14 protein-coding genes are annotated in these 23,943 nt (G+C 72.2%); 5 read left to right on the top strand and 9 right to left on the bottom strand.

What is annotated here, in order from left to right; translation table 11 throughout:
• The first annotated feature begins 311 nt into the window (after nucleotides 1-311).
• Nucleotides 312-1,367, top strand: a complete 1,056-nt coding sequence (locus ACWD4A_RS22165; RefSeq protein WP_451196383.1) for a hypothetical protein — start codon at nucleotides 312-314, stop codon at nucleotides 1,365-1,367.
• 11 nt (nucleotides 1,368-1,378) lie between these two features.
• On the opposite strand, the gene ACWD4A_RS22160 is transcribed toward ACWD4A_RS22165, so the two are convergent.
• Nucleotides 1,379-3,124, bottom strand: a complete 1,746-nt coding sequence (locus ACWD4A_RS22160; protein ID WP_451196381.1) for a TIGR03767 family metallophosphoesterase — start codon at nucleotides 3,122-3,124, stop codon at nucleotides 1,379-1,381.
• Between the two features lie 500 nt (nucleotides 3,125-3,624).
• On the opposite strand from ACWD4A_RS22160, the gene ACWD4A_RS22155 reads away from it, so the two are divergent.
• A complete protein-coding gene (locus tag ACWD4A_RS22155; protein WP_451196378.1) occupies nucleotides 3,625-6,315 on the top strand; it encodes a S8 family serine peptidase in 2,691 nt (896 codons plus the stop codon).
• 82 nt (nucleotides 6,316-6,397) lie between these two features.
• Here the strand turns inward: ACWD4A_RS22155 and ACWD4A_RS22150 are convergent, their stop codons facing one another.
• From ACWD4A_RS22150 to ACWD4A_RS22125, 6 genes are all read right to left on the bottom strand, one after another.
• Complete coding sequence (locus ACWD4A_RS22150) at nucleotides 6,398-6,844, bottom strand: nuclear transport factor 2 family protein (protein WP_451196375.1); 447 nt, start codon at nucleotides 6,842-6,844, stop codon at nucleotides 6,398-6,400.
• A complete protein-coding gene (locus ACWD4A_RS22145; protein WP_451196373.1) occupies nucleotides 6,841-8,091 on the bottom strand; it encodes a cytochrome P450 family protein in 1,251 nt (416 codons plus the stop codon). The genes ACWD4A_RS22150 and ACWD4A_RS22145 overlap by 4 nt, the downstream gene beginning before the upstream one ends.
• Nucleotides 8,088-9,023 (bottom strand): SDR family NAD(P)-dependent oxidoreductase, encoded by a 936-nt coding sequence (locus ACWD4A_RS22140; RefSeq protein ID WP_451196371.1) that lies wholly within the window; start codon nucleotides 9,021-9,023, stop codon nucleotides 8,088-8,090. Before ACWD4A_RS22140 ends, ACWD4A_RS22145 begins: the two co-directional genes overlap by 4 nt.
• A 14-nt stretch (nucleotides 9,024-9,037) precedes the next feature.
• Nucleotides 9,038-10,453, bottom strand: coding sequence for a phthiocerol/phthiodiolone dimycocerosyl transferase family protein (locus ACWD4A_RS22135; RefSeq protein ID WP_451196370.1), 1,416 nt, complete (start codon nucleotides 10,451-10,453; stop codon nucleotides 9,038-9,040).
• The gene (locus ACWD4A_RS22130) at nucleotides 10,450-11,631 is read right to left on the bottom strand and encodes an FAD-dependent monooxygenase (protein WP_451196368.1); all 1,182 of its coding nucleotides are present in this window, start codon (nucleotides 11,629-11,631) and stop codon (nucleotides 10,450-10,452) included. The genes ACWD4A_RS22135 and ACWD4A_RS22130 overlap by 4 nt, the downstream gene beginning before the upstream one ends.
• A gap of 65 nt (nucleotides 11,632-11,696) precedes the next feature.
• Nucleotides 11,697-18,866 carry an amino acid adenylation domain-containing protein gene (locus ACWD4A_RS22125; protein ID WP_451196366.1) on the bottom strand — a complete coding sequence of 2,390 codons (7,170 nt, stop codon included), beginning with the start codon at nucleotides 18,864-18,866 and terminating at the stop codon, nucleotides 11,697-11,699.
• 199 nt (nucleotides 18,867-19,065) lie between these two features.
• Here ACWD4A_RS22125 and ACWD4A_RS22120 point away from each other — a divergent pair, with 199 nt between their 5' ends.
• The gene (locus ACWD4A_RS22120; protein WP_451196406.1) at nucleotides 19,066-20,106 is read left to right on the top strand and encodes a helix-turn-helix transcriptional regulator; all 1,041 of its coding nucleotides are present in this window, start codon (nucleotides 19,066-19,068) and stop codon (nucleotides 20,104-20,106) included.
• A gap of 74 nt (nucleotides 20,107-20,180) precedes the next feature.
• On the opposite strand, the gene ACWD4A_RS22115 is transcribed toward ACWD4A_RS22120, so the two are convergent.
• Both ACWD4A_RS22115 and ACWD4A_RS22110 read right to left on the bottom strand, forming a co-directional pair.
• Nucleotides 20,181-20,849: an ATP-dependent Clp protease proteolytic subunit gene (locus ACWD4A_RS22115; RefSeq protein WP_451196364.1), complete on the bottom strand. Its 669-nt coding sequence runs from the start codon at nucleotides 20,847-20,849 to the stop codon at nucleotides 20,181-20,183.
• Nucleotides 20,850-20,923: 74 nt separating this feature from the next.
• Nucleotides 20,924-21,520, bottom strand: a complete 597-nt coding sequence (locus tag ACWD4A_RS22110; RefSeq protein ID WP_451196404.1) for an ATP-dependent Clp protease proteolytic subunit — start codon at nucleotides 21,518-21,520, stop codon at nucleotides 20,924-20,926.
• Nucleotides 21,521-22,000: 480 nt separating this feature from the next.
• Here ACWD4A_RS22110 and ACWD4A_RS22105 point away from each other — a divergent pair, with 480 nt between their 5' ends.
• Nucleotides 22,001-22,741 (top strand): SDR family NAD(P)-dependent oxidoreductase, encoded by a 741-nt coding sequence (locus ACWD4A_RS22105; RefSeq protein ID WP_451196362.1) that lies wholly within the window; start codon nucleotides 22,001-22,003, stop codon nucleotides 22,739-22,741.
• A 57-nt stretch (nucleotides 22,742-22,798) separates the two neighbouring features.
• A complete protein-coding gene (locus tag ACWD4A_RS22100) occupies nucleotides 22,799-23,902 on the top strand; it encodes an SIS domain-containing protein (protein WP_451196360.1) in 1,104 nt (367 codons plus the stop codon).
• Nucleotides 23,903-23,943 lie beyond the last annotated feature (41 nt).

Genomic DNA, 23,943 nt, shown 5'->3' with positions numbered 1-23,943 from the left:
GCGGCCGCGTCCTCAAACGCCGGACGGGCTGATTTTGCCGGCGTAGCCCGCAGCCTGCGGGCCGCCAGCCTGCGGGCCGCAGGCCAAAGAGCCACAGTCCGCAAAATCCAGCCCGTCCGGCGTTTGAGGACACCGCGCGTCAGCGCGGTTGGGGGTCCGGGGGTCTCCCCCGGTTTCGGGAAGGGGCGGGGCTGGGGAACAAATACCATCGGCCGTCGAACGCCCGTACTTTAGCGCGGAGTTGTCCTGGTTTGCCGACAGGTTCGTAACACGCGGTTAGCTCAAGGGTAGAGCGCGGGAAGTCCCCGGACATGAATCACGAAACACCGCTCTCGCCCCGCCCCCTGCACCACCTCTCCGACGTGCGGCACCGTGTGATGACGTCACGTCAGCTCCGGGAACACGGCGTACCGGGTGCCATCGTGACCGAGCGCTGCCGCCCCGGCGGGCCGTGGCAGCAGTTGCTTCCCGGCGTGTTCCTGCTCCGTACCGGCCCGGCGACCAGTGAGGAGCGGCTGCACGCCGCGCTGATGTACACCGTGCCGCGCACCCAGGGCCCGCCCTCGCAGCCCGGTCCGGCCACGGCCACCGCCGCCGCCCGGGAGGCCGCGGCGGGCCACTACGGCAACGCCATGATCACCGGGGCGGCGGCGCTCGCCCTGCACCGGTTCACGTCCGTCCCCCCGCTGCTCTCCCTCGACCGCATCGACGTGCTCGTGCCCCGTACCCGCCGGCTGCGGACGACCGGGTTCGTCCGGCTCGTACGGGCGCACGTGCTGCCGCACCCACGGACGCTGACCGGCATCCCGGTCGCGCCCGCCGCCCGCGCGGTGGCCGATGCCGTCGCCCAGCTGACCGACGCCGCCGCGGTGCGCCGGGTGCTGACCGAGGCCGTCCGCGAGGGGCACTGCGAAGCCCAGGCCGTCGTACGGGAGTTGTCGCACGCCCGGCTGCTGGGGCGGGCGCACGTGGTGGACGCCGTCGACACGCTGCTCGCCGAGAGCCGGGCCGTCGCCGAGGGCAGGCTGTACGACCTGGTGCGCGACCACGAGCTGCCCGAACCGCTGTGGAACGTCGACCTCCGGCTGCCCGGGGGCCCGTGCCTGGGGCGGGTGGACGCGTTCTGGCCCGAGCACAGCGTCGCGCTGGAGATCGACTCCCGTACGCCGCGCCAGGACGACGAGGCGCTGTGGTCGGAGCAGTACCGCAAGCGCGAGCACCTGGAACGGCTGGGGATCACCGTGGTGCACGTGACGCCGAAGAAGCTGCGGGACACCCCCGAGCAGCAGGCCGCGGTGGTCCGTACCGCCCTGATGGCGTCGGCCGACCGCGACCCGGCCGCCTATCTGATCGTCCTGCCGCGCTGACCGCGCCGAGGTCAGCGCCTGCGCAGCAGCAGCTCGGTGTTGCGGTCGTCGGCCGCGCCGCCGAGGGAGGTGTCCGCACCGGGGGCGTTGAAGGCCAGCTCGCGGTAGAGGGACGCGAGGCCGGTCTGGGAGAGGTCGCCGAAGTCGGTGCGGTAGGGGGCCGCGGACTCGATGAGCGTGGTGAAGAGGGAGACCGTGCCGTCGTGGTTGTCCGTGACCTCGATGATCCGCGCCAGCTGGGGGTAGTCCACATGGGAGGCGGTGGCGATCTCCCAGAAGGAGCCGCGGGGCCTGATGCGGTTGCGGTGGCTGTGACCGTTGATCCAGGCGAGCACGTTGTTGTGGCTCTGGAGGAGGGTGATCAGCTCGTCGCCGTCGTGCCGGTCGTCGTCGGGGTTGGCGGGGTCGGGGTTGAGGTTGTCCATGCTCCAGCTCGGGTGGTGGCTGAAGACGAGCGCGTACTTGTCGGCGTAGCGCTTCAGCGTCCGGTCCAGCCAGGCGAGTTGGGCTGTGCCGATCGACCCCTGGTAGTGGCCGCCGGGGTCGGTGGAGTCGAGGCTGATGCCGATGACGCGGTCGGAGACGCGGAAGGAGTAGTAGAGCTCGCCGGAGTCGAGGTTGTCGCGGGTGTAGCCGTGGCCGACGGGGCCGTGGCCGGTGAACCGGCGGTCGAGGTGCGCGGCGACGTACTGGTGCGCGGTCAGCGGGACGCGGCGCGGGTCCGGGGTGACCGTGCGCATCTCCTTCTTGTGGGCGCGCAGCAGGTCGCGGATGCGCTCGCCCTTGGGGTCGGCGCCCTTGGACTCGCCGTCCATCAGCCACTTCGCCTCGGCGGCGGAGATGGTCTGGAGCTTCTTGTTGCCGACGGCGGCGTCCTGGATGAAGGTGCCCGCGGCCGGGTAGCAGCCGCCGGACAGCAGGTCGTGGTTGCCGAAGGTGGAGTACCAGGGGATGTTGAGGCCGGGGCTGTTGACGGCGCGGGTGGCGGCGGCGAGGTAGCCGTCGATGCGCGGGTAGCCGAGCTGCTTGTCCTGGTCGCGCAGGGAGCTCTCGGGGTGCCAGAAGAGCTTGAGGCCGCTGTTCTGGACGCCCTCGTAGTGGCGCGGGTCACCGGTGTTGGGGTTCATCCGGCCGCCGCTGAGGGCGGTGAGGAACCACTCGACCTCGATCCTGGCGTTCTCGTCGCCGTTGTCGCCGGTGGTGATGACGAAACCGAACGGGGAGCCGGTGACGGGGCCGCGGCGCAGCTTGTTGACGCGTTCGACCAGGGAGACCACGCCGGGCAGGGTGAGCGCCTCGTGCGGCCGCCAGGCGCCGGGCTCCCCCGCGCGGAAGAACTCGTAGCGCAACGGGTGCTGGACGTCGGTGAGGTGGAGGTCGGTGAACTGCACGAAGGAGGCCAGCGTGGTGCGCCGGTCCTCCCGGCCGCCCTTGGCCGCGGCCAGTTCGGACCGCACCCGCCGGGGCCAGCCGGGGCCGTCGCCGAGCCGCCGGTAGCCGCCGCTGCCGCGCGGGGCCGCGACGGAGACCAGGGTGGTGCCGGCGCCCGTCGGGGCGCCCGCGGCGGCGGCCGCCGCCTGGGTGGCGGAGGCGCGGGCGGCGGCCTTGGCGGCCTCCTCGGGGCCGGTGGCGGAGGCGCTGCCGTCCGCCCCCAGGGCCAGGCCGATGCCGGTGGTCGTGGTCACGGCACCCGCCGCGGCGAGGAACGTACGGCGGTCGAGGCTGGCGGCTGCGGATCTGTCAGATCTGCGGTGCATATGCGGTCTCCCCGAGTGCGAACGCGAAGTGCTGGGCTGACGGCTGTCCTGCGGTACGGTCCGTTCGGTCCTGGCTCCTGTCACTGAGGATCGTTGGCAGTGGGGGTGGCGTCGGCGTGAACACGACCGCAACGGCCGCCGCCGATCACCTCACATCGATCTTGGCGATTGCGAATCGACATACAGCACTCGTCCCCTGGCGGGCTGACGCTCACTCAGCGTTCACCCTCGGGGGAACAACCGGCTGATGCCGGTGCCCGTGGTGTGGTCCGTTCGGCCCATACCTGCTGAGCCGTGGGAACGCGGATGACCGGGACATCCCCTTCGGCACGGTTCCTCCCTGGGTGACCTCTGGCGGGTTTACGCCATCCATACATTCCCTCACTGGCAACTCTCCCCAAACCTCCGTCACTTCCATAAAAGTGAGCGATCATCCGGCTCCGATTTTCGGACGCCCGCTGTACAGCCCATGCCCGCCGTCAACCCAGCCAGGGACGTTCATGACCCCCACAGACCGGACCGCGCCGCCCGGTGGCGCGCGCCGCGGCAGCCCGTACCGCCTGACCCGAATAGCCGCGGCGAGCGCCCTGGTGGCCGCGCTCACCGCGGCCGGCGCCGTTCCCGCGCTCGCCGCGGACCCCGCGGTTCCGGGCCCCAACTCGGCGCCCTCCAAGCTCGGTTCGCACAACGCGGCCCTGCTCGCCGACGCCAAGGCGGACGGCGCCAGGACCGTCACCATGATGATCGCGACCGCCCCCGGGCAGACCGCCCAGGTGGCCGGGAAGCTCGACGCCGTCCACGGCGCCTCCGTCGGCCGGGCCTACGACAAGCTCGGCTACGTCCGGGCCACCGTGCCGACCGCGAAGGCCGACGCCGTGATCGCCGAGGCGCAGCGGCTGCCGTCGGTGCACGGCATCGACCTCAAGCAGGAGATCAAGCTCCCCGACCCCTCGCCCGCGGCCGACTCCGTGCCGGGCGCCAAGGGGCGGCCGAAGGCCGGGAGCTACCCCGGTCCGGGCAAGGACACCCCGGCGCGCAACCCCTACCAGCCGGCCTTCGAGACGGGCGCCGTCGGCTTCGTCGAGGACCACCCGAAGGCCGACGGCCGCGGGGTGACCATCGGCATCCTCGACTCCGGCGTGGACGTCGCGCACCCGGCGCTGCAGAGGACCACCACCGGCGAGCGCAAGATCGTCGACTGGGTGACCGCCACCGACCCGCTGACCGACGGCGACGGCACCTGGCTGCCCATGACCACCGAGGTCACCGGCCCCTCGTTCGCCTTCGACGGCCGCACGTACACGGCGCCGGGCAACGGCACGTACCAGGTCGCGCTCTTCCGCGAGAGCGCCACCGCGGGCGGCGACATGAAGGGCGACCTCAACCGCAACGGCACCACCACCGACTCCTGGGCCGTGCTGTACGACAAGGCGAAGGGCACCGTCCGCGTCGACCTGAACGGCAACGGCGACTTCACGGACGACGAGGAGATGAAGCCGTACAAGGACGGCTTCCAGATCGGCTGGTTCGGCAAGGACGACCCGAAGACGCCCCTCTCCGAGCGCATTCCCTTCACGGTGCAGATCCGCAAGGACGTGCCGATGGACCCGAAGGGCGGCGACTGGGTCGGCAAGAAGGCCGACTTCGTCAACATCGGCGTCATCGAGTCCGAGCACGGCACCCACGTCGCGGGCATCACCGCGGCGAACGGGCTGTTCGGCGGGAAGATGAACGGCGCGGCGCCCGGCGCCAAGCTCGTCTCCTCGCGCGCCTGCACCTGGAGCGGCGGCTGCACCAACGTGGCGCTCACCGAAGGCATGATCGACCTCGTCGTCAACCACGGCGTCGACATCGTCAACATGTCGATCGGCGGGCTCCCCGCGCTCAATGACGGCAACAACGCCCGCGCCGAGCTCTACACCCGCCTCATCGACACCTACGGTGTGCAGCTGGTGATCTCCGCGGGCAACAGCGGCCCCGGCGTCAACACCATCGGCGACCCCGCGCTGGCCGACAAGGTCGTCAGCGTCGGCGCGTCCGTGTCGAAGGAGACCTGGGCGGCGAACTACGGCTCCGAGGTCGCCACCAGGTACGCGATGATGCCGTTCTCCTCCCGCGGCCCGCGCGAGGACGGCGGCTTCACCCCGACGATCACCGCGCCCGGCGCGTCGGTCAACACCATCCCCACCTGGGAGCCCGGCGCCCCCGTCAAGGAGGCGGGCTACGCCCTGCCGCCCGGCTACGGCATGCTCCAGGGCACCTCGATGGCCGCCCCGCAGGCCGCCGGCGCCTCCGCGCTGCTGATCTCCGCCGCCAAGCAGCGGCGGATGACGCTCACCCCCGCCGACCTGCGGACGGCGCTGACCAGCACCGCCAAGCAGATCAAGGGCGTGCAGGCGTACGAGCAGGGCTCCGGCCTGATCAACGTCGAGGACGCCTGGGACGCGCTGCGCCACCACGCGACCGCGCACACCTACACCGTCAAGGCGCCGGTCTCCACCGCGCTGTCCGGCCGGCTGAAGACCCCGGGCTTCGGCACGGGCCTCTACGACCGTGAGGGCGGCCTCAAGCCGGGCGACACCCGGACGTACGACATCACGGTCACCCGTACCTCGGGCCCCGACAAGGCCGTCCGGCACGAGCTGAAGTGGCGGAACAACGACGGCACCTTCGCGCTCGCCGGGTCCGACGAGGTCAAGCTGCCGCTGAACAAGCCGGTGACCGTGAAGGTCAAGGCCAGGCCGAAGAGCCTCGGGATGCACAGCGCGATCCTCACCGTGGACGACGACCGCACCGAGGGCATCGACCAGCAGATCATGACCACGGTGATCGCCGCCGAGCCACTGGCCGCACAGCCGCTGAAGAAGTCCGGCAAGGCGGTGCGCAACGCCACCACCTCGTACTTCGTCACCGTGCCCAAGGGGGCGAAGTCCCTGGACGTCGCCCTCGGCGGGCTGGCGGCGGGCAGCCAGACCCGGTTCATCGCCATCGACGCCTACGGTGTCCCGGCCGACCCGACCTCCACGGTCAACTGCTACCCGAACTACTCGAACCCGGCGAACACCTGCCGCCCCGACGCGCGGTCCTACGCGAACCCCGTGCCGGGCGTCTGGGAGATCGAGGTGGAGTCCCGCAGGACCTCACCGCTCCTCGACAACCCGTACGACCTGACGGTCGGCACGGCCGGCTGACCCGCGCCCCGCTCGTACGGCCGCCGCGCGAGAGGCGTCTCGCGCGGCGGCCGCGTCATTCCGTCGTCCGTCCGTCGGCCGGTCAGTCGGTGACGGCCCCGGCCGCCGCCTCGGTGCCGCCGAGGGCCTCGACGATCACCAGCGGGTTCCAGAAGTCGCGGTAGCGCGTGATGAGTCCGTCCCGGGTCCACACCACCGAGAGGTAGGACTGCCGGAAGGTGCGGCCGGTCACCAGGGCGGTGCCCTCGCTGGTGAAGTCGGCGACCACCATCGTGGGGTCGGCCGTCTCGACGAACGTCACGTCGGAGAAGGACACCTGGAGCTGCTCCGGGAAGTGCTTCATGTGCTCGGCGATCGCCGCCCGGCCGGTCAGCGCCGCGGGCCAGCCCTCCGGGAGGAAGGGGAACTCCAGCACGCTGTCGGGGTGGTAGAGGTCGAGCCACTCCGCCAGCCTGCCCTCCGACAGGAGCCGGAGGTTGCGGAGGAACAGCTCCTGGGTCTGCTCGCGCACGGTCTCGGTGTCGGTCATCGCGTGTTCCCGCCTTTCGTGGGTGTCTGTACCGGGCGCCCGAGGGACACCGGCAGTCCGAGCAGGCCGCGCAGCAGCGTGGCGTCCATCCAGGTCAGCGTTTCCGGGGCGGCGGCCAGGGCCAGGTCCGGGAAGCGCTCCAGCAGCCGGCCGACCGCGATCTCGGCCTCCAGCCTGCCCACCGGGGCTCCGACGCAGTAGTGGATGCCGTGCCCGAACCCGAGGTGGCCACCGGCGTCGCGCTTGATGTCGAAGCGCTCCGGGTCGGGGTAGCGGGCGGGGTCGCGGTTGGCGGCCCGCATCGAGACGAGGATGAACTCGCCCGCCGGTATGGGTATGTCGCCCACGGTGATGGGCTCGGTGGTGAAGCGCAGCATGGACATCACGGCGGGCCCCTCGTAGCGCAGGAGCTCGTCGACCGCCCCGGGCAGCAGTCCGGGGTCCGCGCGCAGGGCGGCCAGCTGGTCCGGGTTGCACAGGAGGCGGAGCACACCGCTGCCGATGAGGTTGACCGTGGTCTCGAAGCCCGCCTTCAGCAACAGGTAGGCCATGCCCACCAGTTCGGTCTCGTCGAGCCGGTCCTCGTTGTCGCGGGCCTGGATGAGGGCGGTCAGCAGGTCGTCGGCGGGGCGCTCCCGCTTGTCGTGGATCAGGCCCCGCAGGTAGGCGGTCATGTCGTCGGTGACGGCCTCGGCGGCCCGCGGGTCGAGGAGTTCGGCCTGCTTCTCCGCCCAGGTGCGGAACAGCGGCCGGTCTGCGCGGGGCACGCCGAGCAGTTCGCAGATGACCGAGATGGGCAGCGGGAAGGCGTAGTCCCAGACCAGGTCGATCTCGTCGCGTCCGGTCAGGCTGTCCAGCAGTTCCTCGGTCAGCTCCTCGATCTTGGGGCGCAGCCGTTCGACCATGCGCGCGGTGAAGGCCTTGTTGACCAGGGTGCGCAGCCGGGTGTGGTCCGGCGGGTCGAAGTTGAGCATGTGCCGGGTGAGCGCGCCGCCGATGATGGGCCGCTCCTCGCCGGTGAGCCGCTTGTAGAGCTCGCCGGCCCGGTACATGTCCTTGGCGACCCGGGGGTCCGCCAGCACCGCGCGGGCCTCGTCGTAGCGGGTGACCAGCCAGACCCGGTAGCCGTCGGGCACGAGCGCCTCGCGGACCGGGGCGTCGGCGCTCAGGCCGTCGTAGACGGGGTGCAGCGGGGAGACCAGTTCCTCGCCCAGCAGGAGTTTCGGCGCTGTGCCGGTGTCGTTCACGAGGTACTCCGCAGCGGTCGTACGGGCGCGGGAGAGGCGGCGGGCCGGGTGATCCCGGTGAGGAGCCGGTCGAGGGCGGTGTCCGGGAGGACGCGGGCGAGGACGCCCGCGGACCGCGCGTCCGGACCGACCCGGTAGCGCGTCCTGGGCCGGGCGGCGGTCAGCGCGTGGTGCACCGCCCCGGCGAAGTCCTCCGGCCGGGTCCTGGACTCCCTGGCCTTGCGTTCGTTGGTCTCCAGGAAGCGCAGGAACGTCTCGCGGTAGCGGCCGGCGACGGCGTCGGGCACACCGTCGAGGACGTACCGGCCGCTGTCGGAGACCTTCTCCCAGATCGGCGTCATGATCGCGCCCGGCTGGACCACCGAGACCGCGACGCCCGCCGGCCGCAGCTCCCGGCGCAGCGCGTCGCTGACGGCCTCCTTGGCGAACTGGGCGGCGGCGTAGGCGCCGAGGTAGGGGATGGCGACGCTGCCCAGGCCGGAGGTGACGTTGACGACGCGGCCCCGGGCGCGCCGCAGCAGCGGCAGGAAGGACTGGGTGACGGTGACGCTGCCGACGACGTTGATGTCGAGCTGTTCCTTCAGCCGCTCGGGGGGTACGCACTCCAGCGGGGCGGAGACGCAGATCCCGGCGTTGTTCACCAGGCCCCACAGGCCGCTGTCGCCCTCGGCCTCGGCGACCTTCCCGGCCGCCTCGCGCACCGATTCCTCGTGGGCCAGGTCCAGGACGAGGGGGTGGAGGCGTCCGTGGCCGCTCTCGGCGGCCAGCCGCTCGCCGTCGCCCGCCTTGCGCACACCGGCGTAGACCCGGAAGCCCTGGCGTTCGAGGTGCAGGGCGCAGGCCCGGCCCAGGCCGGTAGAGGCGCCGGTGACGACGACGGCGCGGTCCGTGGGCGGGGTGGGACGTGGCGTTCCGGACGGTTTTCCGGACACAGGCTGCTCCGATCTCAGAGGGTGCGTGGGGCGGCCGGGCGGACGGCGGCCAGCAGGGTGGACACGCAGTCGTCGACGAGGCGGTCGGCGCGCTCGCGCGGCAGGGCGTCCTCGACGTGGGTGAAGTTCCAGAACAGCCGGCCGTGGTTGGTGTTGACCGTCGCGACGAGCTGGGCGCTGACCGACAGGCCCGCGACGAACTGGGCGTCCGAGACGCGCCAGGGTCCGACGGCGTCGGGGAAGCCGGTCCTGCCGACGTTGGACAGGCAGAGGTTGATCGGGCCCTCCTCGTCCATGAACCGCAGCATCGCGGCGCTCTCGGCGACGTTCGCGGGGCAGTACCGGCCGAAGAGGTTGACGGCGCGGAAGTGCTCCTCGCGTCCCCGGCGCCGGGTCAGGTCCGCGATGACCGCGCGCGCCATGGGCCACAGCCCCTCGCCGGGCCGGTGTTCCACCACCGTGGGCACCGTGGCCACGTACGAGCCGATGTCGCGGGGCGAGAGCGGCGGGCGGAGCCCGGCGCGGAAGTCGACGGGCGAGCCGATCGCGAAGGGCCGCGGGCCCTCGGTGGCCGCGTCGCGGGCCACGGCGGCCACCAGCGCGGCGGCCAGCGCGCCGTGCACCGTGGTGTCCTCGCGGCGGCAGGCCCGTACGAGGGCGTCGAGCTGTCCGGGGTCGAGCGACCGGTGCACCAGGCGGGTGCGCCGCTTCCCGAAGGGGACGAATTCCGTCGGCTCCACCCGTCCTGGGCGCAGGCGGCTCATCAGGGCCTGGTCCGCGGCCTCCTGCTCGCGCATCAGCGGCTCGCCGGCCGCGCCCCGGTGCCGGGGCGGGAGGAGCGCGTCGACCGGGGGCAGCACGGGCCGGGTGCCTTCCGTGGCGGGTCCGGTGCCGGCGGCCAGTTCGATCCACTCCCTGATCAGCGAGAGCACGGTGGTGCCGTCGGCGACGCAGTGCGGCAGGGTCAGGACGAGGTCGTGCCAGGCGCCGTCGGGGCCGTGCCCGTCGCCGCCGCTCACGACGACGGCACGCGCGAGCGGGCCGGTGCGCCAGTCGACGGACTCCACCAGCTCACGGTCGTTGAGCTCGTGCTCCCAGCGGGTGCCGGCGGCCGGGTCGCTCCCGGCGTCCGGCACCCTCCGCAGCGGGACGGGCCTGCCCTCGACGGGCACGAAGGCGGGGTCGCGGCCGTCCTCGTCGCACGTGATGGCGACCCGCAGCAGCGGGTGCCGGGCCTGCAGGGCGTCCAGTGCCCGCCGCCATGTCCCCTCCGGCGCGCGGCCCGTGACCCGGGCGCGGGCGGTGACGTTGAGCGGCGAGATCTGGTCGGCGATCCAGTACCAGCGTTCCAGGGGGCCGAGCGGCCGCCGCACCACCCCCGTGGGCGCAGCGGCCGGCAGCGGCGCCCGCGGTGCCCGGTGCGCCGTCATGAGACCGCGACCGGCCGGTAGGTGAGCACCGACGAGTTCTGCTTGTCGAAGACCGCGGCGGGTGCCAGGCGGAAGTACAGCTCGCGCAGGCGGGCGGCCACCGGGTTCTGCAACTGCTCGATGCGGCTGAGGCTGTACGAGGCCTGGACCATCTGGCGGGTGCGGGGGCGGCGGCGGGTCTCGTAGTCCCGCAGGGCCCGGGGCAGGTCCTGGGCCCCGGCCAGGCTCTCGGCCAGGGCCACGGCGTCCTCGATGGCCATGGCGGCGCCCTGCCCGAGTGCGGTCAGCATGGGGTGCGCCGCGTCGCCGAGCAGCGTCACCGGGCCGTAGCCCCAGCGCTCCAGGAACGGCCGGTCCTGGGCCGGGACGGTGACGATGGTGTCCTCGGGGGTGGCCCGGATCACGGCCCGGACCTCGTCGGCCCAGCCCGCGAAGGCGGCGGCGATCTCCTCCTTGCCGCCGCGCCAGTCGCGGGCGGCCTCGGGCGGCATGTTCTTCGTGCCCCACCAGTAGGCGCGGCCGTGGCCGATGTCGGCGAGCCCGAAGCGCTGTCCGGGGGCCCAGTAGTGGGCCGCGAAGGCCTCGGTGAAGCGCGGGTGCTCGAACGGCACCGTCGACAGCCAGCACACGTACCCCGGTTCGCGGGGCCGCTCGGGGCCGGCGAGCTGGCGGCGCACGGCGGAGTGGAAGCCGTCGGCGCCGATGAGCACGTCGCCGTGCGCGGTGCGCCCGTCCGCGAACTCCACCGTCACCCCGCGCCCTTCGACCTCGAAGCCGGTGACGGTCGAGTCCAGGTGCACGGGGCAGTCCGCGCCGGCCACCTCCAGCAGCGCCTGCTGGAGATCGGCGCGGTGCACGGCGTAGTTGACGGCGTCGAAGCGGTCGGCGATCCCCCCGAAGGGCATGTCCCGGATGTGCTGTCCGTCCCGGGTGAGGAAGTTCAGGGTGCGGAACGCCCGCCCGCGCTTGTCGAGTTCGGGGCCGAGGTCGATGCCGATGGTGCGCAGCGCCGTGATGGCGTTGCACATGACGGACAGCGCGGTGCCCGCCGGGCGCAGTTCGCGCGCCCGCTCGTGGACCTCGACGTCCATGCCGACCCGGCGCAGGGTGGCGGCGGCGGTCAGTCCGCCGATGCCCGCGCCGATGACGATGGCCTTGTACGGCCGGTTGCTGGTCACTGTGCCATCCGTTTCCGTCGTCCGAAGAAGCTTGTCCGCCGCGGCCCGGTGCGCCGCGGGCCTGTTCACGGCCGCTGTCCGAGCGCCCGCAGGACCTGCTGCGCGACACCGGCCACGTGGGGCTCCTCCAGGAGCACGAGGTGGTCGCCGGGGACGTCGACGACCTCGACGCGGCCGCGGGTGAGTGCCTCCCAGCCGTTGGAGGGGTCCTCGTGCAGGCTGCTGGCCGCGCCGTGCATGGGCTGCAGGACCTCGGGCAGCGGGGAGGTGGCCCGGAGCAGCACCAGGTCCTGTTCGGGGCGGCCGTCCCGCTCCGGCCGGTAGGTCAGCAGCGCGTGCCAGTGCGCCTTGAACATCGCGAAGAGGCGGCGGACGGACGACCGTGTGCTGTCCGACGGCAGGATCCCGGCCGCCACGGCCCGCTCCACCACGAAGTCGAACTTGCCCTCCGCGGGCAGGTCTTCGGGGATGGACTCCACGGGGGCGGTGCCGCCGCGCTCCATCCACAGCAGCTCCCAGAAGAACCATTCCAGCAGCGAGTCGTCGGTGACGCTGGGCCGCTCGCCCTCGGCCACGGCGATGGGGTCGATCAGCACGAGGCGCTCGACGTCCTCGGGGCTGCCCTGCCGCAGCTGCCGGGCCATCTCGAAGGCGATGAAGCCGCCGAAGGACCAGCCGCCGATGGCGTACGGGCCCTCGGGCCGTACCCGGCGCATCGCGTCGAGGTAGCGGGCGGCGATCTCGGGGATGGAGTCGGACGGCTCGGTGCCCGGGTGGGTGCCCGCGGCCTGGAGGGCGTACACCGGCTGGTCCTCGGGGAGGTGTTCGGCCAGCCGCAGGTAGCACAGCACGTTGCCGCCCAGCGGGTGGACCAGGAAGAGCGGCGGCCGGGAGCCCCGGGTGCGGATCGGTACGACGGGGTCGAAGGCCGCGTCCGCCCCGCGCTCGCGCAGCCGTCCGGCGAGGCCCGCCACGGTGGGGGTGCCGACGAGGGCCGACAGCGGGATGTTGACGCCGTAGAGCTTCTCGATCGTCACGACGAGCCGCATCGCGGTCAGCGAGGTGCCGCCGAGCGCGAAGAAGTCGTCGTGCGCGCCGACCTCGGGAAGCTGCAGCAGCTCGCACAGCAGCCCGGCCAGGGCGCGTTCGTAGGCGTCGCGCGGGGGTACGCGGCCGGCGGCGGCCCGGGAGCTGAGGGCCGAGCGGCGCAGCAGGCCGTCGTCCCGTTTGCCGCTGGGGGTCAGGGGCATCGCGGGCAGCCACTCGTAGTGCGAGGGCACCATGTAGTCGGGCAGGATGCCCCGCAGCCCGGCGGCCAGGTCGTCCAGGGGTGCCGAGTCCGGCTCGCCGGCCAGGAAGGCCGCGAGGAAGGCGTCGGCGCCGGGCCGGCGCCGGGCCACGACCGCGACCTCGCGGATGCCCGGGTACTCCTCGGCCAGCTTGGTCAGGGCCAGTTCGACCTCGGCGAGCTCCACCCGGTAGCCGCGCACCTTGACCTGCGAGTCCTCCCGGCCCAGCCAGACCAGCTCGCCGCCGGGCAGTTCGCGGGCGAGGTCCCCGGTGCGGTAGAGGCGGCTCCCCGGTGCGCCGAAGGGGCTGGGGACGAAGCGTTCCTCGGTCAGGTCGGGGCGCCCGAGGTAGCCGTGGGCCAGGCAGACGCCGCTGATGTGGACCACGCCCTTGGCGCCGCGCGGCACGGGCCGCAGGCCGGCGTCGAGCAGGTGGAGTTCGATGCCCTCGAAGGGGGTGCCGATGGGCGGCAGGGCGGGGAAGAGCGCCGGGTCGCCGGTCATGGTGTGGCGGGTGAGCAGGTGGGTCTCGGTGGGCCCGTACTGGTTCTCCAGGACGGTGCCGGGCAGGGCGGCGCAGAAGCGGCGGATCTCGTCGGTGACCCTCAGCTGTTCGCCGGAGGAGACGATCACGCGCAGCCGGGACGGGCGGATGCCCAGGGCCTCGGACGCCTCGGCGAGCTGTTGCAGGGCGACGTACGGCAGGAAGACCCGTTCGACCTCCTCGCGGTCCAGCAGCCGCAGCAGGGCGGGCATGTCGCGCCGCTCGCCCTCGCCGACCAGTTGCAGGGTGCCGCCGCCGCACAGCGTGGAGAAGATCTCCTGGAAGGAGACGTCGAAGCTCAGCGGGGCGAACTGCAGGGTCTTGCCGCCCGCCGCGCCGCTGGCCGCCGGGATCTGCCACTCCATGTAGTTGGCCAGGGTCCGGTGCGGCAGGACGACGCCCTTGGGCTCGCCGGTGGAGCCGGAGGTGAACAGGATGTACGCGACCGTCTCGCCGGTGATCGCGGGCAGCGCGACAGGTTCAGGGCTCTCGTCGGGGGCCAGCGCGTCGTCGAGCAGGAGCACCTCGGCGCCGGGGAACAGGCGCGCGTGCCGCTCGTGGGCGATCACGCGGAAGGGCTCGGCGCGGGCGGTCATCAGCGCGAGCCGGTCCTCGGGGTAGGTCACGTCCATCGGTACGCAGGCCGCGCCCGCCTTGGCGACGCCCAGCACGGCGGCGATCGTCTCGGGCGAGCGGTCCATCGCCAGGCCGACGCGCGCCCCGGGCCCGGCGCCCAGGCGCAGCAGCCGGCGCGCGATCCTGTCGGCGTTCCCGCGCAGCTCGCGGTAGGTCCAGCGGCGGTCCCCGAAGGCGACGGCGACGGCGTCGGGGGTGCGCTCGGCGTGGACGTCGAAGCGACGTACGACGTCGTCGGGCAGCGGGCCGGTGCGTACGGCGGGGGCGGGGGCCTGGGCGAGGAAGCCGAAGTCCACGGCCTCGTCGGGCCGTTCGACGATGCGGCTCAGCAGCGCGAGGTAGGTGCGGCCGAGGAAGTCGGCCTGGGCGCGGGTGAAGACGCGGCCGTCGTGGTCCATGCGCAGCCAGATCCGCTCGTCGGCGGGGTCGACGACGGCGTTGACCAGGAGCCGGAAGTTGGTCTCCTCGTAGGTGCGGAAGTCCCGCAGCCCGACGCCGGTGGACTTCAGCAGCTCGGTCAGGACCCGCAGGTGGACGTAGTTGAAGGCGGTGTCGACGACGGTGTCGCCGCCCCGGTCCTCCTGGATGGCGCTGAGCGGGTAGTGCCGGTGCGGGTGGGCCTGCTGCTCCTGGAGGTGTGCCTCGCGCACGACGTCCAGCCAGGTGCGCGGGCCGGGTCCGACGCGGAGGGGGGTGGTGCCCAGGAAGAGGCCGGTGACGCGTTCGGAGCCGGCCCGCTCCGGGCGGCCGTGCATGACCAGGCCGGTGACCACGTCGTCGGTGCCGCCGAAGAGCCGCAGCAGCAGGACGTGGGCGGCGAACAGTACGGACTTGACGGGGACTTCGCGCTCGCGGGTCAGGCGGCGCAGCGCGTCGCCCAGCCCGTCCGGCAGCTCCACGTGGTGGGCGAAGACGCCCTCGGCGGCCGGGGGCCCGTACGGGCGGAAGCCGTCGAGCTGGACGGGTTCGGCCCCGGCGAGCTTGTGCTGCCAGAAGCCCTTGGCGGCCTCCGAGCGCAGGGCGCGCCGCTCGTCGAGGACGTAGTGCGCGGCGGAGGGCACCGGCCCGCCGGGTACGGGCTCGACGGGCCGGCCCGTCTCGTGGAGGTAGTCCTGGAGCAGTTCGCGGACGAGGGTGGCCACGCTCCAGCCGTCGAGGATGGCGTGGTGGAAGCTGAGGACGAGCTCCACCGAGTCCGGCAGGGCGTGCGCCCGGAAGAGGTAGAGCGGCGGGTTGTCGAAGTCGTAGCGGTGGTGGCGCCGTTCCTGGATGTGCCGCTCGATCCGCTCCTCGGCGGCTGCGGGGTCGAGGCCGCGCAGGTCGGCGGTCTCCAGGCCGCCCGCCACCGTGGGGTGGACGGTCTGCAGCGGCTCGGAGAAGCCGGCCAGGGCGAAGCCGGAGCGGAGCACGGGGTGGCGTTCGGCGAGGCGGGCGAAGGCGGTGCGCAGGGCCGTCTCGTCCCACGGGAGTTCCAGGGAGTAGCGGAAGACGTCGTGGTAGACGGCCGTCCCCTCGTGCTCGCGGCTGTGGTAGAGCAGCCCGAGCTGGAGCCGGGTCGCGGGGTAGGCGTCGGCCAGGCCGGTCAGCCGGGGCCGGTCGACGGCCGGGACGAGCGCGAAGGGCGCGAGCGCGGTCCCGTCCTCCTCGGGGCGGGCGGTGCCCGTGTGTTCGGCCAGCCCGGCGACGGTGGGGTTGCGGACCAGGTCGGCGAGGTCGAAGTGGATGCCCCGGCGTTCGGCCAGGGCCCGGATGCGCAGCATCAGGATGGAGTCGCCGCCGAGGGCGTAGTAGTTCTGCCGGATGCCGACGCGCTCCGCGCCGAGGACCTCCGACCAGATCTCGGCGAGCGCCGTCTCGACGGCGTCGCGCGGCTCCTCGTAGGCGGCGGCCGACAGTTCGGGGGCCGGGAGGGCGCGCCGGTCGGTCTTCCCGTTGGGGGTGAGCGGGATGCTCTCCAGACGCTGGAAGTAGGCGGGGATCATGTACTCGGGCAGGGTGGCGGCCAGGTGGGCGCGCAGCGCGGGCACGTCCAGGTCCGCGTCGGCGGTGTAGTAGCCGACGAGGAAGGTGCCCCGGTCGGCGCCGTGGTGGTCGGTGACGGCGGCGGCGCGGACGCCGGGAGCGGTGGCCAGCCGGTCCCGCACCTCGCCCGGTTCGACGCGGTTGCCGCGGATCTTGACCTGGCCGTCGATGCGGCCGAGGTATTCGAGCGTGCCGTCGGCCAGTCGGCGCACCAGGTCGCCGGTGCGGTACATGCGGCCGCCGCCGGGGGCGAAGGGGTCCTCGGTGAACTTCTCCGCGGTGAGCTCGGGCCGGCCGAGGTAGCCGCGCGCGACGCCGGCGCCCGCGATGCACAGCTCGCCCGGGGCGCCCACGGGCTGCGGGGCGCCGTCGCGGTCGAGCACGTACAGGCGGGTGTTGTCGATCGGGCGGCCGATCGGCACCCGGCCCACCGGGCGGTCCGGGTCGGCGGGGCAGTCGAGGAAGGAGACGTCGACGGTGGCCTCGGTGGGGCCGTAGAGGTTGACGAGGCGGGGCGGTTCGGCGCCGGCGGCGTCCGGGGCGAAGAGCCGGTTGAAGCGGTCCACCAGGGCGGGCGGGAGCGCCTCCCCGCTGCAGAAGACGAGGCGCAGCGAGGCGGCGTCGGCGCGCAGTTCGGGGGCGTCCTCCAGCAGGTCGAGGAAGCCGGCGAACATCGAGGGCACGAAGTGCAGGACGCTGACCCGGCGGCGGGCGACGGTCCGCAGCATCTCCCTCGGGTCCTTCTCGCCGCCCGGCGGCAGCAGGGCGAGCTGTCCGCCCTCGAAGGCCCACCAGAACAGCTCCCACACCGAGACGTCGAAGGAGATCGGCGTCTTCTGCAGCAGGACGTCGCCCTCGCCGATGGGGTAGCTGTGCTGCATCCACGCCAGGCGGTTGACCACCGAGTGGTGCTCGACGACGGCGCCCTTGGGCCTGCCGGTGGAGCCCGAGGTGTAGATGACGTAGGCCGGGTCGTGGGAGGTCGCGGCGGGCTCCAGCGGCGCTCCGGACGCCTCGGGCAGGTGGTGGACGTCCAGGACGGGTACGCCGTGCGGGAGTCCGGTGGTCTCCCGGTCCGCCAGGACGGCCCTGGCGCCGCTGTCCTCGACGAGGAAGGCGATGCGGTCGGCCGGGTAGCCGGGGTCGACGGGGGTGTAGGCGCCGCCCGACTTCAGTACGCCCAGGATCGCGGCCGGCAGCCACGGCCCGCGCTCCATCAGCACCGCGACCCGCTCGCCGGGCCGTACGCCGCGCTCCCGCAGCACCCGTGCGATCCGGTTGGCCCGTCCGTCCAGTTCGGCGAAGGTGAGGGACTCGCCGCTCGCGTCGGCGACGACGGCGACGCGGTCCGGGGTGCGGGCGGCCTGCTCCTCGAACAGGCCGTGGACCGTCGCCTCGTCCCGGTAGGCGCGGGCGGTGTCGTTGACCTCGTGCACCAGGTGGTCGCGCTCGGCGGTGCCGAGCATGGAGATCTCGGCGAGCGGCCGGTCGGGGGCGTCGAGGGTGCGCTCGATCAGGGCCTTCACATGACGGCCCACCGCCTCGACGGGGAAGTCCTCGTCGAAGATGTCGCAGCCGTAGTCCATGTCGACCAGGACGTCGCTGACGTCGTCGAGCTCGTTGACGACGACGGCCAGCGCGTCGGTGTCGTGGGCGCGTGCCTGCACCACGGTCCGGTACGTCAGGCCGGGTATCTCCAGCGGGGCCGGCCAGCGCAGGTGGGCGATGGTCACGTCGAACAGGCGGCGCGGGCCGTCGCTGCTGTGCAGGGGGAGTTCGCGCAGCAGGTCGCCCAGGGCGAGGCGCTCGCGGGGCTTGAGGGCGCGGGTGGCCGTACGGATGCGCGCCACCAGCTCGGTCATGGAGCCGTCCGCGTCCGGGCGGGCGCGCAGCGGCAGGGTGTTGGCGAAGTGGCCGACCGTGGCCTTCTGCGCGTCGGTGGGCCGGTTGAGCAGCGGTACGCCGAGGACGACCTCCTCGGTGCGCAGGACGCGCGAGAGGTGGACGGCGAAGGCGGCCGACACGAAGGCGAAGACCGACTCGCCGCGCTCGCGGACGCGGTCGATCAGGGCGCGCTCGATCGAGAAGCTGTGGCGGGCGCTGCGGCGGGTGCCGCTGGCCTCCTTGCGGGGGAAGAACTCGGGGGTGGCGCCGGCCATGGCCGCGCGGAAGGACTCACGGTCCTCCCGGTGCGCGGGCGAGGTCCGGTAGGCCTGTTCGTCGGTGACGAAGTCGAGGTACTGCGGGGCCTGTTCGACCAGGGGTGTGCCGGTGCGCAGGGTGTGCGCGTAGTCGGCGCGGACGCGGCTCATGAAGAGGTTCAGGCCCCAGGCGTCGGCGACGATGTGGTGGGCCTTGACGTGCGCGTACACCACCGTGTCGGACTCGCGGAGCAGCGTCAGGCCGGAGGTGCGGTGGCCGCGCAGGTCGATGGGCCGGTCGAAGGAGTCGTGGATCCAGCGGCGGCAGGCGGCCGCCGGGTCGGCCTCGGCCCGCAGGTCGACGGTGCGCACCTCGGGGGCCTCGCCGAGCCACTGGTGGGGGGTGCCCTCGTGTTCGCCGAAGCGCAGCCGGAAGGCGTCGCTCGCGGCGGCGGCGCGGCGCAGGCAGTCCGCCAGCAGCTCCAGGTCGGCGGCGCCCTCGAAGCGGTCGTGGATCTGGCAGTTGAACTGCGGGTTGTGGGGGAAGTTCGCGTGGGCCGCCCAGACGTCCCGCTGATACGCCGTCAGTGGAGTACGCGCCATGGCATTCACAGGATGATGGTCCCCTCGCACAGGTCTGCTTGATCCGGGCCGATCTTCGCCTCGGGGGCCCCGCTCATCCAGAACGCGGGAATCCTTGTACTCGCAGTACTGGGCTGAGCACGGGACGGGCGCGGGGACGGGCGCGGGGACGGGCGCGGGGACGGGCGCGGGGGCGGGCGCGGGGGCGGCGGCGCCCACCGTGCCGCCGGACGGCGGGCGCTCGCGCGGCGCTCGCTCCGGCCGAAAATGCCCGGGGCAACGGCCGCTGCCCGTGGCCGAGTTGCCGCAAACCTTGATCTCGATCTCATTTCATCGGCCATGCGTTGCATTAAGCTGCCCGAGGTTCAGCAACGTGTGGCCTCGGACGACACCGCTGGGCGGTCGATGCGCCGGAAGTCTGTATCGGGAGAAGATATTGACGCAGAGCGTGGTTTTACCCGACAACCAAGTCAGCAGGCAGGAGCTCGCCCAATTCCTGCGCGCACGGCGGGAAAAGCTCACCCCGGGTGATGTCGGCCTCCCGAAAGGGCCCCGGCGGCGGACTCCGGGACTGCGCCGGGAAGAGGTGGCCATTCTCGCCGGGCTGAGCCCCACCTGGTACACGCTCCTGGAACAGGGCAGAGATGTCTCCCCGTCCTTCAAGGTGCTCGACAGCCTGGCCGGCGCGCTCAACCTGGCGGACCATGAACGGGATTACATTCGCAGGCTGGTGCACAGCCGCACCTTTCCGCAGCGCGTCGAGCGGCGGCACCCGCCGACCGAGGTGGCACTGCAGCAGGTGGCGGACTCGCTGAGCCCGAATCCCGCCTACGTGGTCAACAAGGTGGGCGACATCCTGGGGTGGAACGAGGCCGCCGCCGAGTGGTACACCGACTTCGGGCTCATTCCGCAGGACCGCAGAAATCTGCTGTGGTGGCTGTTCACCTCGCCCGAGGCGCAGGAGCGCTTCGCCGACTGGCGGCGCGACGCGCGGGACCAGGTCGGCAGGCTGCGCGCGGTCTCGGCCAGCTTCCCCGGCCACAGCTGCGTCAGCGAGATGGTCGACGAACTCCAGCAGGCCAGCTGCCAGTTCCGCACCTGGTGGAACGAGTACCGCGTGGTCAACAGCGACCCGCAGTACCGCAGGCTGCGGCACGCGCGGCGGGGCACGGTCCCCATGCGGCTGGTCACGCTCGCCGACGGGGCGCACCCCTCGATGGAGGTCGTCTACCACCTGCCGGAACGGTCCGGACGGAGCTGAGATGCCGCCTGCGTGGGCGTACGGGTGTGGGGCCGGGGGATCTCCCCCGGCCCCACACCCGTACAGGTGGTGCGTCAGCCGCTGTGCGCGAGCACGCGCGGGCTGACCACATGGTCGACCAGGCCGAATTCCAGGGCCTGTTCGGCGGTGAGGATGTTGTCCCGCTCGATGTCCTCACGGATCCGGTCGCGGTCCCGGCCGGTGTGCTTGGCGAGCATGTCCTCCAGCTGGTCCCGCTGGCGCTGGACCTCCTGGGCCTGGATCTCCAGGTCGGAGACCTGCCCCTGGCGGCCCTGGCTGTAGGGCTGCTGGATGAGGATGCGGGCGTTGGGCAGGGCCATCCGCTTGCCGGGGGTGCCGGCGGCGAGGATCACCGAGGCCACCGAACCGGCCTGGCCCAGACAGACGGTCTGGATGTCGGGCCTGACGAACTGCATGGTGTCGTAGACGGCGGTGAGCGCCGTGAACGAGCCGCCGGGCGAGTTGACGTAGATGGAGATGTCCCGGTCCGGGTCCAGGGACTCCAGGCACAGCAGCTGGGCCATGATGTCGTTGGCCACCACGTCGTCGACCTCGTGCCCGAGGAAGATGACGCGCTCCTCGAAGAGCTTGGCGTACGGGTCGTACTCCCGGGTGCCCTGGGACGTGCGTTCCACGAAGCGCGGAACGACATAGCGGCTCTCCGGGCGCAGGGCGCGGTGTCCGGACGAGGCGGTTGCGGTGAAGGGTATGGACGGGCTCACTGCGCGCGGTCCTCCGAGTGGGGTGGGTGGCACTGCCGCCGACGACGGGGCCGGCGGGGCCGGGGCCGACGGGACTAGCTGGGGGCGACGCCCTCGCCGGGCATGTCCACCGTCGATCCCATGACCTCGTCGATCAGGCCGTACTCCTTGGCCTCCTGGGCGGTGAACCAGCGGTCGCGGTCGGAGTCCCGGGTGATCACCTCGGTGGTCTGGCCGGAGTGGTGCGCGATGAGTTCGGCCATCTCCCGCTTGGTGCGGATCAGCTGCTCGGCGTAGATCTTGATGTCCGAGGCGGAACCGGCGAGTCCGGCCGAGGGCTGGTGCATGAGGATCTTGGTGTGCGGCAGGGCGAAGCGCTTGCCCTTGGTGCCGGCGGTGAGCAGGAACTGCCCCATGGAGGCACAGAATCCCATCGCGATGGTCACGACGTCGTTCTTGATGTACTGCATCGTGTCGTACACCGCCATACCGGCGTGCACGGAGCCGCCCGGCGAGTGGATGTACAGGTAAATGTCCCGGGTCGGGTCGGCGGCCAGCATCAGCATCTGGGCCGTGATCCGGTTCGCGATCTCGTCGTCGACTTCCTTGCCGAGGAAAATGATGCGGTCATTGAGAAGACGGTTGTAGACCGCGTCCCCGAAAGGCGCGCCGCCGTCCGACATGTAAGGCATCAACGGCTGGGATTGGTGCGGGAACTGCTGAGTGCCCATTCTCAAGACTCCTCATCCTTGCGAGGCCCGGGGTGCCCCGACCCAGGGCTTGCGTGGCGTTCGGTCGGCGGAGCGGACGTCGGCCACCCCACCCTCACATACGGCGAAGCTAACACGCCCTTCACCAGGGGGAGGATCGGTCCGCGACCCGTTCGCTGAGAGCAGAGGAAGCCCCTCGGCGGGCGTCAACTGTCCTGAAACCGCGTTTATTTGACGCTCCGTGAAGGGGAGCCGGAGGAGTCTCGTCCGCTTCCTCGGGCGAACAATGGTGCATACGGAATGATTCGGGGCCGAGATCCGGCCACCCCCGAAGTGCGCGGCACGGTGGGCGCCTTCGCCCAGGACATGGCACTCGGAATACCAGCATGCCGACGTTCTGGATACCCGGCCGGGCGCCGTGAAGTGTGGTGCGCGAAGTGCCGGCAGCACGAGGGAGATGCAATGCAGGAACGCCTTGCCGTGGTCACCGGGGGAACCAAGGGGATCGGGCTGAGCCTCAGCCGGCGGCTGGTGGCGACGGGCTTCTCCGTCGTCGCCCTGTACCGCGGCGACCAGGAGTCGGCGGCCGCCGCGACGAAGGAACTCGGCGACGGCTTTACCGCGCTGCGCTCCGACGTGTCGGACCCCGCCGACGTCGCCCGCACGACGGAGCTGCTGCTCTCCGGGCACGGCACCCCGCAGGTGCTCGTCAACAACGCGGGGCGCAACATCGACCGCCCCTTCCTGGAGCTGACGCCCTCGGACTGGAGCCAGGTCATCGAGGCGAACCTGTCCGGCCCCTTCTACCTCACCCGGGCGCTGGCCCCGGCCATGCTCGCGGCGGGCGGCGGTTCGATCGTCAACGTCGCCGCCACCACCGGCATCCGCCCCCGGCCGAACGGCGCCAACTACTGCGCCAGCAAGGCCGGTCTGCTGCATCTCACCAAGTGCCTGGCGCTGGAACTGGCGCCCACGATCCGGGTGAACTCGCTCATCCCCGGGATGATCGACACCGAGGAGATGAACACGCGCTACCGCACGGCCGAACCGGAGTTCCGCGACGCGCTGCTCGCCGAGATCCCGCAGGGCCGCATCGGCAGCCCGGAGGAGATGGCCGACGCCCTGGAGTTCCTGGTGAGCGAGAAGGCCACGTACATCACCGGCCAGAAGTTCATCATCGACGGCGGCCAGTTCATGTGGTGACCGCGCCGGACCGACAGCCCCCCCGCGTACCCCCGCCCAACCGAAAGGGAATCCCCCATGCAGTCGCGTATCGACCGATACGAGGAGTTTCTGACCACCCAGTACCGGGGCGGCTTCCGCAAGCCCGAGGAGTACTCGATATCCGAGATCACCCCGGCCCTGCGGGACCGGATGAAGAACGGATACTTCAAGCGCGTCGTCTTCACCGGCATGGGCTGCTCCGCGATCGTCTCCGACGTCGTGCGCGCGTTCTTCACCTCCATCGACACGGAGCTGGAGTTCCACGTCTTCAACGACTACGACTTCCGCTACCTGGTCCCCGAGTCCCTCGTCGAGGACGAGCGGACGCTGGTCGTCCTCAGCTCCTACAGCGGCCGCTCCACCGAGCCGGTGCACGTCTTCCACCGTCTCGCGCACGCCCACGACCGGGTGCTGCTGCTGACCTCGGGCGGCAAGCTGGGCGAGCTGGGCAAGGCGCACGGAGTGTCCATCGCGCGCTGGCAGCTGAGCGAGCCGGACCGCGAGTACCCGCTGTTCCACGTGGGCCAGTACTTCGCGATCCTGCTGAACATGTTCTTCCGGCTGGGGCTGATCTCCCAGGACTTCGACGCCGAGGTGGCCGCGCTCCCCGACCACCTGGCCACCGACTTCACCGCCGCCCACCGCGAGCTGGCCCGCACCGGCGCCCGCCGCAGCCAGGACGCCAACGTCATCATGGTGGCGTCCCCCAAGTGGCACGAGAGCCTGCTGAAGCTGGCCAAGATGCACCTCAACGAGATCGCGATGGTCCCCGCCGCCCGGAACTACTTCCACGAGTTCTGCCACAGCGAGGTCGCCACCCTCTCCGACCCCACCCGCAAGCACAGCCTGCTGATCCTGACCGACGACGAGGACGACGAGTACACCAAGCGGAAGATGCGGAACCTGGTCTCCCTGCTGACCAGTGATCTTCCGCAGAACAGGAACATCGAGGTCACCGAGATCCCGCTGACCGAGCCGACCTTCATGCGGAAGTACTTCACCGCCCTGGAGCTGATCCAGTACCTGACCCTGGACCTCGGCCGCCACCGCGACACCGCCTCGCGCAACCTGATCTCCGAGGCCGCCGGCAACCCCTGGTACCACGGCGACACCATCCGGGCGGAGCTCGAAGGCCGCTGACACGGGCGGGCGGCGGCGGGACGTCCGTGGTGTCCGTTCCT

The sequence above is a fragment of the Streptomyces sp. NPDC002537 genome (assembly GCF_053594975.1).
The sequence above is the reverse complement of the archived record's forward strand: the minus strand, read 5'-3'. Positions and strand labels throughout refer to the sequence as shown.

What these genes read in the sequence shown, in the direction of transcription:
- ACWD4A_RS22165 (WP_451196383.1), top strand. Translation starts at nt 312, where the DNA reads ATGAATCACGAAACACCGCTCTCGCCCCGCCCCCTGCACCACCTCTCC.
- ACWD4A_RS22125 (WP_451196366.1), bottom strand. Translation starts at nt 18,866, where the DNA reads ATGGCGCGTACTCCACTGACGGCGTATCAGCGGGACGTCTGGGCGGCC.
- ACWD4A_RS22110 (WP_451196404.1), bottom strand. Translation starts at nt 21,520, where the DNA reads ATGCCTTACATGTCGGACGGCGGCGCGCCTTTCGGGGACGCGGTCTAC.
- ACWD4A_RS22150 (WP_451196375.1), bottom strand. Translation starts at nt 6,844, where the DNA reads ATGACCGACACCGAGACCGTGCGCGAGCAGACCCAGGAGCTGTTCCTC.
- ACWD4A_RS22160 (WP_451196381.1), bottom strand. Translation starts at nt 3,124, where the DNA reads ATGCACCGCAGATCTGACAGATCCGCAGCCGCCAGCCTCGACCGCCGT.
- ACWD4A_RS22155 (WP_451196378.1), top strand. Translation starts at nt 3,625, where the DNA reads ATGACCCCCACAGACCGGACCGCGCCGCCCGGTGGCGCGCGCCGCGGC.
- ACWD4A_RS22100 (WP_451196360.1), top strand. Translation starts at nt 22,799, where the DNA reads ATGCAGTCGCGTATCGACCGATACGAGGAGTTTCTGACCACCCAGTAC.
- ACWD4A_RS22135 (WP_451196370.1), bottom strand. Translation starts at nt 10,453, where the DNA reads ATGACGGCGCACCGGGCACCGCGGGCGCCGCTGCCGGCCGCTGCGCCC.
- ACWD4A_RS22105 (WP_451196362.1), top strand. Translation starts at nt 22,001, where the DNA reads ATGCAGGAACGCCTTGCCGTGGTCACCGGGGGAACCAAGGGGATCGGG.